Here is a 14226-nt window from a genome sequence, read left to right as displayed (position 1 = left end):
GAGGGAGGTCACGAGATGGATGAGTCGGACGGGCTGCCGGTGGTGCGGACACTGGCGGAACTCGCGGACCTGGCCGGGCGGTACGAGCGGCTGTACGTCCGCTGGTCGCGCGGCCCCGCGGTCGACCTGGCCCGCTCGTCCAGCACCGACGACCTCACCGGGCTGGCCCTGCCGGGGCTCTCGGCCAACCCGCTCGACATGGAGGAGTGGTGGCAGGGGCGGCCGGCGCGACTGTGGGTGGCCCGCCGGCTGTACGACTACTCCCATCTGCCGCACGACAAGGGCCCCGGGGTACGCCCCTGGGTGCTCCAGGGACACGAGCGGGGCCGGGGACCGGACAACGAGCCGCTCGTCGCGGACGTGCGGCCGATGTGCTGGATCGATCCCGTGGTCATCGACGAGGCACGGGACGCGGTGGAAGGCCAGGAGACCGCCTGGGGCCCACTGCGCCGCACGGGCCCCTGAGCGGGGCGGCCCGGACAGTGGCGGGCTGCCTACGGGCTCCGAGCGAATGGCCCAGGCAGCGGCTGCCGACGCGGGAACGGGCCCGGTTCGGCGTCTGGTCCGGACTCGTTGCCGAACCGGACCTGGCGCCGAACCGGGCCCGCCGTCGGACCGGCCCGCTCAGCCGGACCTTCTCCGTGCGGCACTCGCCCGCCGCGCCATCGCGCGGCGTTCCGTCTCGCTGGTGCCGCCCCAGACGCCGATGCCCTGTCCCGTCTCCAGGGCCCACTCGAGGCACTGCTCCTGGACGGGGCAGCGCCTGCACACGGACTTGGCCTGCTCCGTCTGTCCCACAGCGGGTCCGGTGGTGCCGATCGGGAAGAAGAGGTCGGGGTCCTCATCGCGGCACGCGGCATGGGTTCGCCAGTTGTCCATCAAAAGTCACCTGCGATCGAAGTCGTACGTGCCCTCGTGCATGCCTTACTCGCTTTCGGGTGACCTGTCGATCCGCCGTGAAACAAACGGGTCCCGTGGGAATCCCCGAGTCACTGCTCGCGGATGCCCCACGGGGAGCCGTACGCGGTCAGCAACTCCAGGAAGGGGCGGGCCGGGAAGGCCTCCGGTCCCAGCACGCCGGTGCCCGACCAGGCGCCGTCGGCGAGGAGTTCGAGGGCGACGACCGGGTTCACGGCCGTCTGCCACACCACCGCCTGGCTGCCGTACTCCGCCATGGACCACTGGTTGTCGACCACGTGGTAGAGGTACACCTCGCGTGCCGAACCGTCCTTGACGCCCTTCACCCACGTCCCCGCACAGGTCTTGCCGTGCATCCGCTCGCCCAGCGTCGCCGGGTCGGGCAGACAGGCGGCGACGACGTCCCGGGGCGAGACCGCGACCGGCCCCGCGGCGCTCGGCACGGTCACCGGCTCGGTGCGGTCCAGGCCCAGCAGGTGCAGGGTCCTCAGCGTCTCGACGAACTCGCGGCCGAGGCCGTACTTGAAGGTGACCCGGCGGGCGCCGACCCAGCGCGGGACGAGCAGCACCTCCTCGTGCTCCACGTTGACGCACTCGACCGGGCCGATGCCCTCGGGGAAGTCGAAGACCTCGGGCTCGCTGAAGGGTTCCGTGGTGAACCAGCCGCGGTCGGCCTCGTACACCACGGGCGGGTTCAGGCACTCCTCGATGGTGGTCCAGATGCTGAAGGAGGGCGCGAAGTCGTAGCCGTCGACGGTGAGGTTCGCCCCGTCACGGACACCGATCTCCTCGATCTCGTCGAAGAGTTCGTCGGCCGCGTACCGGGCGAAGACGTCGGAGAGGCCCGGCTCCACCCCCATGCCGACCAGGGCCAGCCCGCCCGCCTTCTCCCACTCCTCGGCCAGCGCGAACTGCTCGTCGCCGAGCTTGACCCCGCATTCCTGGTAAGGGCGTGAGGGGTGCGGCCGGGAGAGGGACATCGCCATGTCGACATAGGTCGCCCCGGCGGAGCCGGCCGCCCGGAACAGCGGCATGACGAACCGGGGATCGGTGGCGTTGAGCAGCACGTCGCAGGAGTGCCGCTCCAGCAGCGCGGTCACGGCCGACTCGTCGCTCGCGTCCACGCGCTCGGCGGTGAACCGGCCGGCCCGCTCGCCGAGGGCGGCGACGGCTGCCTCGGCGCGGGCCGGGTCGTAGTCGGCGACGACCATGGCGTCGAAGAAGGGGCGGCGGGCGGCGATCCGGGTGATGGCGGTGCCGACGCCGCCGGCACCCACGAGCAGGACACGCATGACGATGACTCCCTGTTTCGGGTCGAAGGTCGCGGATGTACGGGGCCCCTGCGGGAGATACAACGCCGTGCGCTCGTTTAAGGTCAATGGCGTTGGCATAAGGAGGCCGGTGATGCCCAAGCCCGTCGTCCCCGAGGAGAAACGCCGCCGTCGCAGGCCCACCAGGAGCGGCACGGTGCTGTCGGAGCGGCTGATCGTCGAGACCGCCCTGCGCATGCTCCGCGAGCACGGCAGCACCGGTCTCACCGCCCGCCGCCTGGGCCTCGCCCTGGACGCCGACCCGAGCACGCTCTACCGCTACTTCCGCGGCATGGACGACCTGACGCTGGCGATCGGGGACGCGCTGATCGGACAGGGGCTGGCGGGCTGGGAGCCGACGGGGGAGTGGCGGCGGGACCTGCGCGAGGTGGGCCTGCGCATCCACGCCGCCTACGTGGCCCACCCGCAGGCCGCCCTGCTGACGACGAGCCGGGTCACCGGCCGGGCGAACGAACTGGCGGCGGACGAGGCGGTCCTCGACGTCCTGCGCACGGCGGGCTTCCCGCTGGCCGACACCGTCCGCATCTACCACGCCTTCATCGACCAGACGCTGGCCTTCGCGGCGCTGGACGCGGCGTCCCTGGCCCTGCCGAGCGCGGCCCTGGACGAGGACGAGGCCAGGTGGCGTTCGACCTATGCGCGGCTTCCGGCCGACCGCTATCCGAGGATCGCCGAGGCCGCGCCCCTGCTCGCGCAGCGCATGATCACCAGCGCCTATCCCACGGCCCTGGACATGCTGCTGGACAGTGTGGAGGGACGGCTGGGCAGCGCCCCGTGAGGGGCGCGAGGAACGGCGCGACCAGCCACGACGAGCCCGAGGCGAACGACGGCGAGTCCTATCCGAGCGCTTCCGACGCGGCCTCCGCCACCGCCGACGCCACAGAGGCCAACGCGGGCGAGTCCAGCTTCCACTGCTGCCAGTACAACGGGACGTCGACCGGCCGGTCGGGCGCCAGCGCGACCAGCCGCCCCTCCCGCAACAGCCTCTCCGCCTGCACCTCCGGCACCATCCCCCACCCCAGCCCCAGCGCGACCGCCTCCACGAACCCCTCCGACGTGGGCACCGCATGCCGCGCCGCGCTCGCACCGGCGCAACCCAGCTCCCGCAGGAACCCGTCCTGGATGTCGTCGCTCCGGTCGAAGGTGACCACGGGCGCCTCCCCGAGCCCGGCGACCGACACCCCGCCGAGCCACCGCTCGACGAACCGCGGACTCGCCGCCGCCAGATACCGCATCCGCCCCAGCGGCCGTACGGAACACCCCGCCACCGCTTCCGCCGAGGACGTCACCGCCGCCATCACCGCCCCCTCCCGCAGCAGCTCCGCCGTCCGCTTCTCGTCCTCGCGCAGCAGCTCGAAACAGAGCCGCTCCCTTTCGGGGACCCGGGTCAGGGCCTCCAGGAACCAGGTCGCCAGCGAGTCCGCGTTCACCGCGACCGAGACCCGGGTGACCTCCCCCTCGGCCGGCATCCCCAGCTCGGCGAGCGCGTCCCGTTCCAGCCGCGCCAGCTGCCGCGCGAAGCGCACCACCACCTCGCCCGACTCGGTCACCCGCACCGGCTTCGTCCGCACCAGCAGCACGCGTCCCGTGCGCTGCTCCAGCGCCTTGACCCGCTGGCTCACCGCCGACGGCGTCACGTGCAGGGCCGCCGCCGCGGCGTCGAACGTGCCCTCGTCGACCACGGCGAGCAGCGTCCGTACCTGATCCAGAGGCAGTTCGGTCATCATCACGTCAGCTAATGATACGTAAGAATCTTTAGCTGTACGTACGGTGATCGTCTCCGTACCGTCGAAGCCATGCCAGCCTCCCTGTCCGCCGCTGCCGCCGGTTTCGGCACCGGCCTCTCGCTCATCGTCGCCATCGGCGCCCAGAACGCCTTCGTCCTGCGCCAGGGGATCCGCCGCGACGCGGTCCTCGCCGTGGTCGGGATCTGTGCCCTGTCCGACGCCGTGCTCATCGCCCTGGGCGTCGGCGGGGTCGGTGCCGTGGTGGTCGCCTGGCCGGGCGCGCTGACCCTGGTGGGCTGGATCGGCGGGGGATTCCTGCTCTGCTACGGCGCCCTCGCCGCCCGCCGGGTCCTGCGGCCGGGCAAGTCGGGGCTGCGGACGGAGGGCGCGGCGTCGGACTCCCGCCGCCGCGCGGTGCTGACCTGTCTGGCCATGACCTGGCTCAACCCGCACGTCTACCTCGACACGGTGTTCCTGCTCGGCTCCGTCGCCGCCGACCGGGGCCCGCTGCGCTGGACCTTCGGACTCGGCGCGATGCTCGCCAGCCTGTGCTGGTTCGCCGCGCTCGGGTTCGGGGCACGGCTGCTCAGCGGCTTCCTCGCCAGGCCGGCCGCCTGGCGGTTCCTGGACGGGCTGGTCGCCGCGACGATGATCGCCCTCGGCGCCACGCTCGTGGCCGGAGCGTGAAGTCCGCCCCCATGTGTCCCACGAGCTGAGACATCGCGCTTCGAACTCCTGGGCGGTGCTGCGATAGTGAACCCCGGACCCGATAGATGTAACGAGCAACCAGGACGCGCGTGGACACCGGCGAGAGCAGCACCGAACCCCAGACCCCCCGCGCGGACACCGCACCGCCGCCCCGGCGCGGCTGGCGGCGCTGGGCCATGGACACCCGCCCGCTGCGCATCCCGGCCTACCGCCGCCTGTGGAGCTCGACGATCGTCACGGCCGTCGGCAGCCAGCTCACCGCCGTCGCGGTGCCCAAGCAGATCTACGACATCACCGGCTCCTCGGCCTGGGTCGGCGCCGCGAGCATGGCCGGGCTGCTGCCGCTGATCGTGTTCGCGCTGTGGGGCGGCGCGGTGGCGGACACCATGGACCGCCGCAAGCTGCTCCTGATCACCAACAGCGGCATCGCCGTCACCTCGGTCCTGTTCTGGCTTCAGGCCGTGACCGGACTCCACTCGGTGGCCGCCCTGATGGGCCTGCTGGCGGTGCAGCAGGCCTTCTGGGGCCTCAACTCCCCGGCCCGCAACGCCTCCATCGCCCGTCTGGTGCCCGAGGACCAGCTGCCCGCCGCCAACGCCCTCGGCTCCACCGTCATGCAGACCGGCCAGGTCATGGGCCCGCTGCTCGCGGGTGTCCTGATCCCCGTCATCGGTCTGCCGGAGCTCTACCTCCTCGACGCGCTCGCGCTGTGCGTGACGGTCTGGGCCGTGTACCGGCTGCCCTCCCTGCCGCCGCTGGCGAAGGCCGTGGCCCGCCGGGCGGGCGTGCGCGAGATCGTCGAGGGCTTCCGGTACATCTCCGCGCACAAGGTGCTGCTGCTGTCCTTCCTCGCCGACATCGTCGCCATGGTCTTCGGCATGCCCCGGGCGCTGTTCCCGCAGCTCGCCTCCGAGACCTACGCCTCCTACAACGAAGGGGTCGCGCTGGGCCTGCTGTTCGCCGCCATCCCGATCGGTGCGGTGGTGGGCGGGCTGTTCTCGGGCACGTTCTCCCGGGCCCGGCGGCACGGCTGGATGGTCATCGGCGCGGTCGTCGCCTGGGGCGCGGCCGTCACCGGGTTCGGGCTGAGCCGCAGTCTCTGGATCGCCGTCGTCTTCCTCGCCGCGGCCGGGGTCGCCGACATGGTCTCGATGGTCTTCCGCGGAGCCATCCTGCTCTCCGCCGCCACCGATGAGATGCGCGGCCGCATGCAAGGCGTCTTCACCGTCGTCGTCGCCGGCGGCCCGCGCCTGGCCGATGTCCTGCACGGCACCGCGGGATCGGTCTTCGGGCCGCGCGCCGCGGTGGCCGGCGGCGGCCTCCTGGTCGTCGCCGTGATGCTGGGCCTCGCGTTCGCGTTCCCGGCGCTGCGCCGCTACCGGATCTGAGCCCCGGCAGAGCGGCCCGCGCCTACAGCGCGCTTCTGCGGCGCGAGCCGTACTGCTCCATCAGCCTGCCGCGCGTCGTCTCCAGCCGGTGGGCCAGGATCTCCGCGACGCTGCGCACCAGGATCATCCCGAGCTGGGGATCCTCCTCGCACAGCCGCAGCACCGCCGACGCGTCGAACTCGTAGGCCCGCACCGGGCTGAAGGCCTCCGCGCCGAAGTCCCACTGGTACGGCGGGAACAGCCAGGACCAGCCGAGCAGGTCGCCGGAGCCGAGCCCGGCGACGGTGACCCGGTGCTGGGGGGTCACCTGCTGGGTGAGCGAGACCGCGCCGGAGCGGATGACCCAGAAGCGGTCGGCCGTGCCGCCCGCCTCGAAGATGTGGTGGTCCTCCGGGAAGGAGACCTCCCTGGCGAGCGTCATCAGGCTCTGGCGCTGCGGTGGCGGCAGGGCGGTCAGCAGTTTCGTCGCTTTGGTCATGACGCGGGGCTCCTCGCCGGCCAGGGATTCCGGTGTTGTGCCTATGCCCATTTCAGCGGCTGCCGCCGTCCGGGGCACCTCGGCGGAGGTGAGGATCTGCCCACGGCATGGAAAAGCCCTGGCTGGACGGGGGAGGCCAGCCAGGGCAGTCAGAGGTGGTGCGGAGGAGGATGTCGACCCCGTCACCACGTATGGATGAACCGTAAACCATCCATGGTGATTTCGCGCAATCCGGTGCGGGGCAAGTGACCGGTTTCACTCGGAACTGGTGTTTACCACCCTGATCGTCTCCAACGTCGCATCGGCCGGATCGGGGAGGTTCATGCCCGCGGCCAGTCCGGTCCGCAGGTACTCCAGCACCGGCTCGGTCAGCAGCTCGCCGGGCAGCACGGCCGGGATCCCCGGCGGATACGGGGTGACCATCTCCGCCGCGATCCGCCCCGCGGCCTCGCCGACCGGAACGTTCTCGGCCGGCCCGAAGAACGCGTCCCTGGGCAGCCGCACCTGCTCCAGCCGCAGCTCGGACGGCGGCGGCACCGCCACCCGCGGGGCCGGTCCCCACTCCGGTGCCGCCCGGACGAGATCCCTGAGCGCGTCGAGCAGCTGGCCCGTGGTCTCCTCGTCGTCGCCATGGGTGATCTGCATGCCGATGCGACGGTGGTCGGTGAGGTGGGCATCGATGCTCCGGTGCTCGCGCAGCCAGTCCGCCGCCTGGTACCCGGTGATCCCGAGCCCGGTGACGTCGATGACGCCGGGCAGCGGATCGAAGTCGTCGGCGAGACCCGGCCCGCAGAAGTCGTCCCGGTCGTTGACGTGCAGCCCCTCGATCTCCTCGACGGCGGCCCGGACCCGGGCCGCCAGATCCAGCGCCCCGCCCATCAACTCCTTGCCGTGCAGGGCCATCTGCCGCCGCCAGCCGTCGATCCCGGCGTACAGCAGCACCGAGGGGCTGGTCGAACCCAGCAGGTCGGCGCGCATCTTCAGCAGGTCCGGCGGGACGAGATCGCCCTGGAGGTGGAACACCGACCCCTGTTCGAGACCGCTGCCCATCTTGTGGATGCTGGTCACGCAGATGTCGGCGCCCGCGTCCATGGCCCAGGCCGGCAGATCGGGGTGGAAGGGCAGATGCGCCCCCCAGGCCTCGTCCACGATCAGCGGCACGGAACGGCGGTGGCACACCTCGGCGATGTCCTCCAGCGCCGCGCAGCCGCCGTACGGCGTCGGGCTCACGACGAGGGCGCCCTTCGCGTCCGGGTGGGCCTCGAAGGCCCGCTCGAAGTCGGCGGCGGACGGCGGGTGGGCGAGATGACGCCCGGCGTCCCACCGCGGCTCGACCCACACCGGCTCGATCCCCGACAGGATCAGCCCCGACACCACCGACTTGTGGGCGTCCCGTCCGATCAGCAGCTTCTCGTGCGGGCCGGCGACGGCCAGCATCGCCGCCTTCACGGACAGGGAACTCCCGCAGGTGGTGAAGAAGGTGTGCTCCGCGTGCACCGCGTCGGCCAGCAGCTCCTCGGCACGCTCCAGCACCCGACCGCGGGTCAGCCGGTCGTCCAGACCGCCCGACGCCAGCACATCGCCGAGGAAGACCGCGTCGCCCAGTACCTCCCGTACCGCGGGGTCGGCCCCACGCGCCTGTTTGTGGCCCGGCGGGGCGAACGCCGACAGCCCCTGACGGTGGAAATCGGCCAGGGCCTGCGGAACCGGTGCTTCGGTGTGGTCGACAGTCATGGGCCGCCGGGTGCCCGGACCCGACCCGCGTCAATCAGTCCCCGTCGGACCCCGCCGAAGGCCGCCGGCTGCCCGGTCGCAGCACCTCGTCCAGCACCCGGGTCACCGCCTCGTAGGCCAGCGTGCGTACGGCGGCGTCCCGGGCGGCGCCCGTGTCGGCGGGGCCCAGCTCCTCGCTGCGGGCCCGCCAGGACCGCTCCTCCTCGGCCGCACAGGCCCGGGCTCGTTGGATACGGCGCAGCAGTTCGTCTGAGTCCACGACATCCGTCATGCAGACCGCGTACCCGTCCTGAGCCGACGAATGACCCGGACATCCACCCGAGACGGGGAGGTTTGACCAGGCGCGCACAGGTCAGCCGATTACAGGAGGCCCACGGAGAGTACGCACCGCAGACCGCGGTCACCGTGTTCGCGGGCCCGGGCCGGGCCCGGCTTCTGCTGCACAGACCAGACAGCCAGTCGAATCACCGATCAGGAGCCACGTCATGTGCGACGAGCACAGGACCGACGCCACCCCCGAATCCTCCGTGGCGTTCCGACAAGCACCGGCACGCCCCTACCGGCCGGCCGAGGCGCGCCGCGCCGTCGCACGTGCGGTGTCCGAGCGATGCCGAGCCACTCACACCTCCTGCGACGAGCAGGCCCTGTCGGACGCGCTGCTCGTCGCCTCCGAACTGACCACCAACGCCATCCTGCACGGCGGAGGCATCACCGACTTCGACGTGTGCGTCGATGAGCGGGACGTACGCGTCTCGGTGAGCGACCGCAGCACCGCGCTGCCGGTCGCCAAGGAACCCGTCGACCGGCAGGGCCGGTGGCGGCCCGGCGGCCGCGGCTGGCCCATCGTGTGCCGGCTGGCCCAGGACGTCCGGGTCACCGATCTGCCCGCGGGCGGCAAGTGCATCACCGCGATGGTGCCCCTGAGCTGATCCGGCACTGCTGGGAAAGCTCCGGAAACGGAGTTTCGACAGCGGTGTTTGGGCCGCATGCAGCAGGGCAGACGCAGTTTCGTGCTTCGGACCGGAGGCGCGCCAGCGGGAGCCGTACGGCTTGCTGCGGGCCCCTCTTCGGCGGTCCCGGCGGCCTTCCTCCCGCGGTCATTCCCTGAACCCGTTCTTCAGGAGCGAATCCGCATGCTCACCGACACGTCGACCAGCCGTCCCACCACCCAGGACCGCCCCGCCGCAACCAGGCGGCGGCACGACGACGCCCCCGACACCATGGCCCAGTTCGCCCGGCTGGCCGGTCTGGCGGAAGGACCCGAGCGAGACGCCCTGCGCGACGAGCTCGTCACCGCCTGGCTGCCCATGGCCCACCGCATCGCGGGCCGGTTCCGCGACCGCGGGGAGTCCCTCGAGGACCTGCGCCAGGTCGCGGCCCTCGGGCTCGTGAAGGCCATCGACCGGTTCGATCCGGAACGAGGAGCCTTCGAGAGCTACGCCGTGCCCACCATCACGGGCGAGGTCAAGCGCCACTTCCGCGACCGCATGTGGGCCCTGCGGGTGCCCCGCCGGGTGCAGGAACTGCGCAACAAGGTGCGGTTGGCCCGGCGCGAACTCACCCAGAACCCCGGCTCCCCGGAACCGTCCCCCGCCGACCTCGCCGCCCACACCGGCCTGACCGAGGAAGAGGTCACCACCGGTCTGGAGGCGCTGGAGAGCTTCAGCACCCTGTCCCTGGACGCCGAGCTGTCGGCCGGCGACGACGGCTACAGCCTCGCGGACACCCTGGGCGGCCCCGACACGTCGTACGACGTGGTGGTCGACCGCGAGTCCGCCAAGGAAGGCCTGCGCAGGCTGCCCGAGCGCGAACGCGCAATCCTCTACATGCGTTTCTTCGAGGACATGACCCAGAGCCGCATCGCCGACCAGCTCGGCATCTCCCAGATGCACGTCTCCCGGCTCATCAGCCGCAGCTGCGCACGGGTGCGCGACGAGGCGCTGGCCGACCGGGCGAGGCGGCAGGCCGCCGACGGCACGGCCGGGGCCTGAGGGGACGAGGGGGGAGACAGATGCTGATACCCGATCCCGCGTTCCTGCGGGGGCTCGTCGAGGAGTACGAGGCACTGCGGGCCGCCGAGGCCCGGACGCCGCCGAGCCGAGCCCGCGGGCGCGGGACCTCGCCTACACGCTCTGCGTGGTGACCGGGACCCGGGACGTGCGGCCGGCCCTGGAGACCGCCCACCGGCTCCTCGGGGCCGTCCCCGACCGCGCCCGAACCGCCGACTGACCGTATGCCATACGACCGCCCGCCCAGGGCATCCGTGCCTCAGGATGCGATCGCCCGCCCAGGGCATCCCCAACCCAGGAGTGGACATGAACACTGCCTCCGTGGCGCAGACCGGCCGGACCGGGGCCAGACGCGCGGCGCGCGGCTCCGTGACGAAGGGGGCCGCCCGCGTCGGCTTCACCGCCCGCGGGGTCATCTACCTTCTCGTCGGCGTGCTGGCGCTCCAGATCGCCTTCGGTGACGGCAAGCGCCAGGCCGACCGCGGTGGCGCCCTCGCCACCCTCGCCGACAAGCCCTTCGGCTCGGTCGTCCTGTGGGCGCTGGGCATCGGGCTCGCCGGAATGGCCCTGTGGCGGCTGTCCGAGGCGCTGTTCGGCGCGGCCGGGCCCGACGGCCGCAAGGCCGGCAAACGGCTGATGTCGGCCGGGCGCTTCCTCTTCTACGCCTTCGTCGCCTACTCCGTCCTGTCCTTCGCCGCGGGTTCCGGTTCCGACGGCAGCGGTTCCAGCGACAAGCAGTCCAAGGACGTCACCGCCCGGGTGCTGGAGTGGCCCGGCGGGCAGTGGATCGTCGGCGTCGCGGGCGTAGGCGTCGCGGTGGCGGGCCTGTGGATCGCGGGCCGGGCGTTGATGCGGTCCTTCCACGACAAGCTCAAGCTCCACGAGATGAGCCCGCGGGTCCGCAAGCTGGTCGACGTGACGGGGGTGGGCGGCGGAGCGGCGCGCGGCGTGGTGTTCGCCGCGGCCGGCGCGTTCGCCGTCCGCGCGGCGGTCGACTACGAGCCGGACAAGGCGAAGGGCCTCGACGACACGCTCCGTTCGTTCGTCGACACCCCGCTGGGGCCCTGGCTGCTGGTCCTGGTCGCGGCCGGTCTGGTGCTGTTCGGGGTGTTCTCGTTCGCGATGGCCCGCTGGCGGCGGGTCTGATCGGCGGCTGGTGGGGAACCCGGGGTGTATGAGCGAACCCGAGCTTCCGCCCGACGGTAGGCCCGTGGACGTCTACCTGGACCTTCTGCGCATCCGCATGCCCTCGGAGGACTACGAGCTGCTGCTCAGCGTGGTCCGTCCGGTGCTGCGGGCGATCGACGAACAACGGCTGCCCGCCCTGGACTTCGCCCTTGAGGACAGTCAACAGGACGGGCTGCCCCAGGAGATCCGCGACGAGGCCGCCCTGGTCATCGCCACCGCCGTCACCGGGCGCATGGACAACAAGGTGATCGAACTCCACGTCGACGAGCGGACCGACCCGATCCGGGTGGTCACCGACGCGGACACCGCCGACGATCCGGTACGGCTCGGCGAGATCGCCGAGTACATCCGCGAACGCAGGCGGCTCGACGACGAGTTGCGGGGCATCGCCGAGGTGAGCGGTCTGCCCACGGACCTCTGACCACCCTGCGGACGTCCGAACGACCAGGCGTCCGCTACCTCTTCGGAGCCGAAACCGGCACGTGCAGCGGCCGGGCCAGACCCACCAGGGTCTCGTCCAGCCGCTGCACGTGCCGCAGCACGCGGTCGGTGACCCGGCCGAACCGCGGGGTGCCGGGGACCTCGGTGTCCAGCAGCGAGGCGATGCTCGGCCCGGTCTCGACCGCGGCGGTCGAGTGTTCGTCGCGCACATGCGCGGCGATCGCCGCGATGTTGTCCCCGATGCGCCGGCCCGCCCGCCGCAGCCGGGGATCCGCCGCGATCGACGGGTGCGTGGGCAGCAGTTCGGCCGTCGCCGCCAGGGAACGCGCGTGGTACGCGCAGGTCTCCAGCAGCGCCACCACATAGCGGGCCGTGTCCCGGCGGGCCCGCAGCGGTGTGATCGGATGCGTGAGCGGCTGGGTCGCCGCCCGCAGATCCGCCAGCGCCTGGTCCAGGTCGCGCGCCTGGTCGAGCAGTTCGACCGGGGTGCCGCCGCTGAGCTGGTCCACGGCGGCCTCGGTGACCTCGTCGAGCCGCTCCAGGACGGTGACGAGCAGGTCGTTGGTACGGCGGTCCGTGCGCACCGGCAGGACGAACGCCGCCGCGATCACCCCGCAGGCCGCGCCGAGCGCGGTCTCCTCCACCCGCAGCACCAGCACCGAGAGGCTGTAGGTGTGCAGCAGGGTGTAGAGCAGGCCCAGGGCGGCCGTGACGAAGAACGACATCAGCGTGTAGGAGAGCGGCGCGGTGTAGAACATCGCGAACACCAGCACCAGCACCAGGGCGAACGCGGTCCAGGTGTGCTGCCCGACCGACCCGGCCAGCACGATTCCGGCGAGCACGCCGAGGACCGTGCCCAGCAGCCGGCGGTAGCCCTTGACCAGGATCTCCCCGGTGGACGAGGTGTTGAGGAAGACGATCCAGCAGGTCAGCACGGCCCAGTACCAGCGCTGGCTGGACAGGAACTCACCGCCCACGATGGCGAGCGAGGATCCCACGGCCACCTGCACCGCGGCACGGGTGGTGGGCCGTCGGAGCCCCGTCAGCTCCTCCTGCGCCGCTCCGTCCGCCTCACCGGCGTCGATGACGGCGTCCTCGGCGTCCAGCTCCTCGCGCGAACGGGCCGTTTCCGGGGAGTCGTCCGACTCGTCCTGCGGACCGTCCAGGGCGATCCTGAGGCCCAGGACCGCCCGCGCGGTCTCCCCGATGCCCCGGAAGACGTCCTGGACGGCGGGCGGCGCGGGCGGCAGCCGGTCCTCCTCGCGGTAGCCCAGCAGCCGGTTGCGCACCTGGGACAGCGCGGTGCCGGACCGGGCCGCCGCCGGACGCAGCACCAGCAGCCGCAGCGCCTCCAGATCCCGACGCACCTGCGCCATCGCCTCGTCCCGGCCCGGCATCCGCCCCGCCCGCGGGGCCGGCGCGCCCGGCAGGTGCAGGGTCAGGGTGTCCGCCCGCTCCGCGCTGCGGGCCGTCAGCAGCAGCAGGCCGAGCCGCTCGGCGGCGATCTCGGCGTCCGCGATCCGCCGCTGCACCAGCCGCGCCGTGGCCTCGTCGGCGGTCCCCTCCTCCAGCCGCCCCTGGATCATCAGCGCCGTCTCGTGCAGCCGCGCGGTCCCCTCGCGTACCGTCTCCAGCACCTCGTCGATCTCCTCGGGCCCGGCGTCGAGGAGCCCCAGCTGTGCGGACACCAGCTGGGCGAGCCGGGCCCGGAAGGCCTCCCGCAGCCGCTCAAGGAGGCCCGCCGGGGTCTCCGGCACCAGCAGGAACCGCGCCGCCGCGCTGCACAGGAAGGCCACCGCGAGGACGCCGTACAGCTCGGGCAGGCCGGAGACCGTGGCGCCGACGAACAGGGAGACGAAGTAGACCTGGAAGCCGATGAGACCGAGGGCGGTGCCCCGGTCGCCGAAGCGGCGGCCGTAGACGGCACAGAAGATCAGCGCCACGAAGAACAGGTCACCGGCCACCACCCGGGAACTCAGCAGCGCCCCCAGCGACAGGGAGACCAGCGCCAGCGGCAGTCCCAGGGCGAGCGTCACCGCCTGCGCGGTGCGCTGCTTCTCCCGGATGGCGAAGGTCGCGACCATGGCCGCGATGGCGCCCGCCACCAGATGGCGGACGCTCACGCCCGCCAGACCCAGCACCGCCAGCGTGAGCGCGATCGCCGCCACCGTGCGCAGACCGGCGGCCAGCCGCAGCAGCCCCGGATCCGACGCGGCGACTCGGTCCCGCAGCCTCGCTGTGTTCACTCCGCCGTACTCGCTCCCGTGTCACGTCATGATCCGTTTCCAGCATGGCACGGCGGAG

16 protein-coding genes are annotated in these 14226 nt (G+C 72.4%); 9 read left to right on the top strand and 7 right to left on the bottom strand.

Features of this window, described 5'->3' with window-relative positions:
* Positions 1 to 15: 15 nt before the first annotated feature.
* Positions 16 to 465, top strand: coding sequence for a DUF6098 family protein (locus tag AQJ54_RS29000; RefSeq protein WP_062242146.1), 450 nt, complete (start codon positions 16 to 18; stop codon positions 463 to 465).
* Positions 466 to 624: 159 nt separating this feature from the next.
* Here AQJ54_RS29000 and AQJ54_RS28995 read toward each other — a convergent pair whose 3' ends face one another.
* Together AQJ54_RS28995 and AQJ54_RS28990 are read right to left on the bottom strand one after the other, a co-directional pair.
* A complete protein-coding gene (locus AQJ54_RS28995) occupies positions 625 to 879 on the bottom strand; it encodes a WhiB family transcriptional regulator (RefSeq protein WP_030325883.1) in 255 nt (84 codons plus the stop codon).
* Positions 880 to 989: 110 nt separating this feature from the next.
* Positions 990 to 2210, bottom strand: a complete 1221-nt coding sequence (locus AQJ54_RS28990; protein WP_062242144.1) for a saccharopine dehydrogenase family protein — start codon at positions 2208 to 2210, stop codon at positions 990 to 992.
* Positions 2211 to 2322: 112 nt separating this feature from the next.
* Here AQJ54_RS28990 and AQJ54_RS28985 point away from each other — a divergent pair, with 112 nt between their 5' ends.
* A complete protein-coding gene (locus AQJ54_RS28985; RefSeq protein ID WP_062242142.1) occupies positions 2323 to 3027 on the top strand; it encodes a TetR/AcrR family transcriptional regulator in 705 nt (234 codons plus the stop codon).
* A 58-nt stretch (positions 3028 to 3085) separates the two neighbouring features.
* Here the strand turns inward: AQJ54_RS28985 and AQJ54_RS28980 are convergent, their stop codons facing one another.
* The gene (locus AQJ54_RS28980; protein ID WP_062242140.1) at positions 3086 to 3976 is read right to left on the bottom strand and encodes a LysR family transcriptional regulator ArgP; all 891 of its coding nucleotides are present in this window, start codon (positions 3974 to 3976) and stop codon (positions 3086 to 3088) included.
* A 69-nt stretch (positions 3977 to 4045) separates the two neighbouring features.
* Between AQJ54_RS28980 and AQJ54_RS28975 the strand changes: the two genes are divergently transcribed.
* Entirely contained in the window at positions 4046 to 4663 is a 618-nt protein-coding gene (locus tag AQJ54_RS28975; protein ID WP_062030525.1) for a LysE/ArgO family amino acid transporter, read from the top strand.
* 110 nt (positions 4664 to 4773) lie between these two features.
* Entirely contained in the window at positions 4774 to 6072 is a 1299-nt protein-coding gene (locus AQJ54_RS28970; protein ID WP_062242138.1) for an MFS transporter, read from the top strand.
* 22 nt (positions 6073 to 6094) lie between these two features.
* Here AQJ54_RS28970 and AQJ54_RS28965 read toward each other — a convergent pair whose 3' ends face one another.
* The 3 genes from AQJ54_RS28965 to AQJ54_RS28955 form a co-directional block, all read right to left on the bottom strand.
* Positions 6095 to 6550 (bottom strand): cyclic nucleotide-binding domain-containing protein, encoded by a 456-nt coding sequence (locus tag AQJ54_RS28965; RefSeq protein ID WP_062242136.1) that lies wholly within the window; start codon positions 6548 to 6550, stop codon positions 6095 to 6097.
* A 255-nt stretch (positions 6551 to 6805) separates the two neighbouring features.
* Positions 6806 to 8284 carry an aminotransferase class I/II-fold pyridoxal phosphate-dependent enzyme gene (locus AQJ54_RS28960; protein ID WP_062242134.1) on the bottom strand — a complete coding sequence of 493 codons (1479 nt, stop codon included), beginning with the start codon at positions 8282 to 8284 and terminating at the stop codon, positions 6806 to 6808.
* A gap of 34 nt (positions 8285 to 8318) precedes the next feature.
* Positions 8319 to 8555 (bottom strand): hypothetical protein, encoded by a 237-nt coding sequence (locus AQJ54_RS28955; protein WP_062242133.1) that lies wholly within the window; start codon positions 8553 to 8555, stop codon positions 8319 to 8321.
* A gap of 214 nt (positions 8556 to 8769) precedes the next feature.
* Between AQJ54_RS28955 and AQJ54_RS28950 the strand changes: the two genes are divergently transcribed.
* The 5 genes from AQJ54_RS28950 to AQJ54_RS28930 all read left to right on the top strand — a co-directional run bounded on the left by AQJ54_RS28950 (position 8770) and on the right by AQJ54_RS28930 (position 11902).
* The gene (locus AQJ54_RS28950; RefSeq protein WP_062242131.1) at positions 8770 to 9213 is read left to right on the top strand and encodes an ATP-binding protein; all 444 of its coding nucleotides are present in this window, start codon (positions 8770 to 8772) and stop codon (positions 9211 to 9213) included.
* 204 nt (positions 9214 to 9417) lie between these two features.
* On the top strand, positions 9418 to 10275 hold the full coding sequence (locus AQJ54_RS28945; RefSeq protein ID WP_062242129.1) for a SigB/SigF/SigG family RNA polymerase sigma factor: 858 nt from the start codon (positions 9418 to 9420) through the stop codon (positions 10273 to 10275).
* A gap of 145 nt (positions 10276 to 10420) precedes the next feature.
* Positions 10421 to 10513, top strand: coding sequence for a hypothetical protein (locus AQJ54_RS47830; RefSeq protein WP_428843807.1), 93 nt, complete (start codon positions 10421 to 10423; stop codon positions 10511 to 10513).
* 86 nt (positions 10514 to 10599) lie between these two features.
* A complete protein-coding gene (locus tag AQJ54_RS28935; RefSeq protein ID WP_062242127.1) occupies positions 10600 to 11439 on the top strand; it encodes a DUF1206 domain-containing protein in 840 nt (279 codons plus the stop codon).
* A gap of 28 nt (positions 11440 to 11467) precedes the next feature.
* A complete protein-coding gene (locus AQJ54_RS28930; protein WP_062242125.1) occupies positions 11468 to 11902 on the top strand; it encodes a hypothetical protein in 435 nt (144 codons plus the stop codon).
* A 34-nt stretch (positions 11903 to 11936) separates the two neighbouring features.
* On the opposite strand, the gene AQJ54_RS28925 is transcribed toward AQJ54_RS28930, so the two are convergent.
* Positions 11937 to 14168 (bottom strand): FUSC family protein, encoded by a 2232-nt coding sequence (locus tag AQJ54_RS28925; RefSeq protein ID WP_062030543.1) that lies wholly within the window; start codon positions 14166 to 14168, stop codon positions 11937 to 11939.
* Positions 14169 to 14226: the final 58 nt, after the last annotated feature.

Origin of the sequence: Streptomyces griseorubiginosus, assembly GCF_001514195.1 — a bacterium.
GTDB lineage: Bacteria > Actinomycetota > Actinomycetes > Streptomycetales > Streptomycetaceae > Streptomyces > Streptomyces griseorubiginosus.
This window is presented reverse-complemented; position numbering and strand designations above follow the sequence as displayed.

Bases quoted from the DNA above. Each gene is read 5' to 3' on its own strand.
- AQJ54_RS29000 (WP_062242146.1), top strand. From the start codon at position 16: ATGGATGAGTCGGACGGGCTGCCGGTGGTGCGGACACTGGCGGAACTC.
- AQJ54_RS28995 (WP_030325883.1), bottom strand. From the start codon at position 879: ATGGACAACTGGCGAACCCATGCCGCGTGCCGCGATGAGGACCCCGAC.
- AQJ54_RS28990 (WP_062242144.1), bottom strand. From the start codon at position 2,210: ATGCGTGTCCTGCTCGTGGGTGCCGGCGGCGTCGGCACCGCCATCACC.
- AQJ54_RS28985 (WP_062242142.1), top strand. From the start codon at position 2,323: ATGCCCAAGCCCGTCGTCCCCGAGGAGAAACGCCGCCGTCGCAGGCCC.
- AQJ54_RS28980 (WP_062242140.1), bottom strand. From the start codon at position 3,976: ATGATGACCGAACTGCCTCTGGATCAGGTACGGACGCTGCTCGCCGTG.
- AQJ54_RS28975 (WP_062030525.1), top strand. From the start codon at position 4,046: ATGCCAGCCTCCCTGTCCGCCGCTGCCGCCGGTTTCGGCACCGGCCTC.
- AQJ54_RS28965 (WP_062242136.1), bottom strand. From the start codon at position 6,550: ATGACCAAAGCGACGAAACTGCTGACCGCCCTGCCGCCACCGCAGCGC.
- AQJ54_RS28960 (WP_062242134.1), bottom strand. From the start codon at position 8,284: ATGACTGTCGACCACACCGAAGCACCGGTTCCGCAGGCCCTGGCCGAT.
- AQJ54_RS28955 (WP_062242133.1), bottom strand. From the start codon at position 8,555: ATGACGGATGTCGTGGACTCAGACGAACTGCTGCGCCGTATCCAACGA.
- AQJ54_RS28950 (WP_062242131.1), top strand. From the start codon at position 8,770: ATGTGCGACGAGCACAGGACCGACGCCACCCCCGAATCCTCCGTGGCG.
- AQJ54_RS28945 (WP_062242129.1), top strand. From the start codon at position 9,418: ATGCTCACCGACACGTCGACCAGCCGTCCCACCACCCAGGACCGCCCC.
- AQJ54_RS28935 (WP_062242127.1), top strand. From the start codon at position 10,600: ATGAACACTGCCTCCGTGGCGCAGACCGGCCGGACCGGGGCCAGACGC.
- AQJ54_RS28930 (WP_062242125.1), top strand. From the start codon at position 11,468: ATGAGCGAACCCGAGCTTCCGCCCGACGGTAGGCCCGTGGACGTCTAC.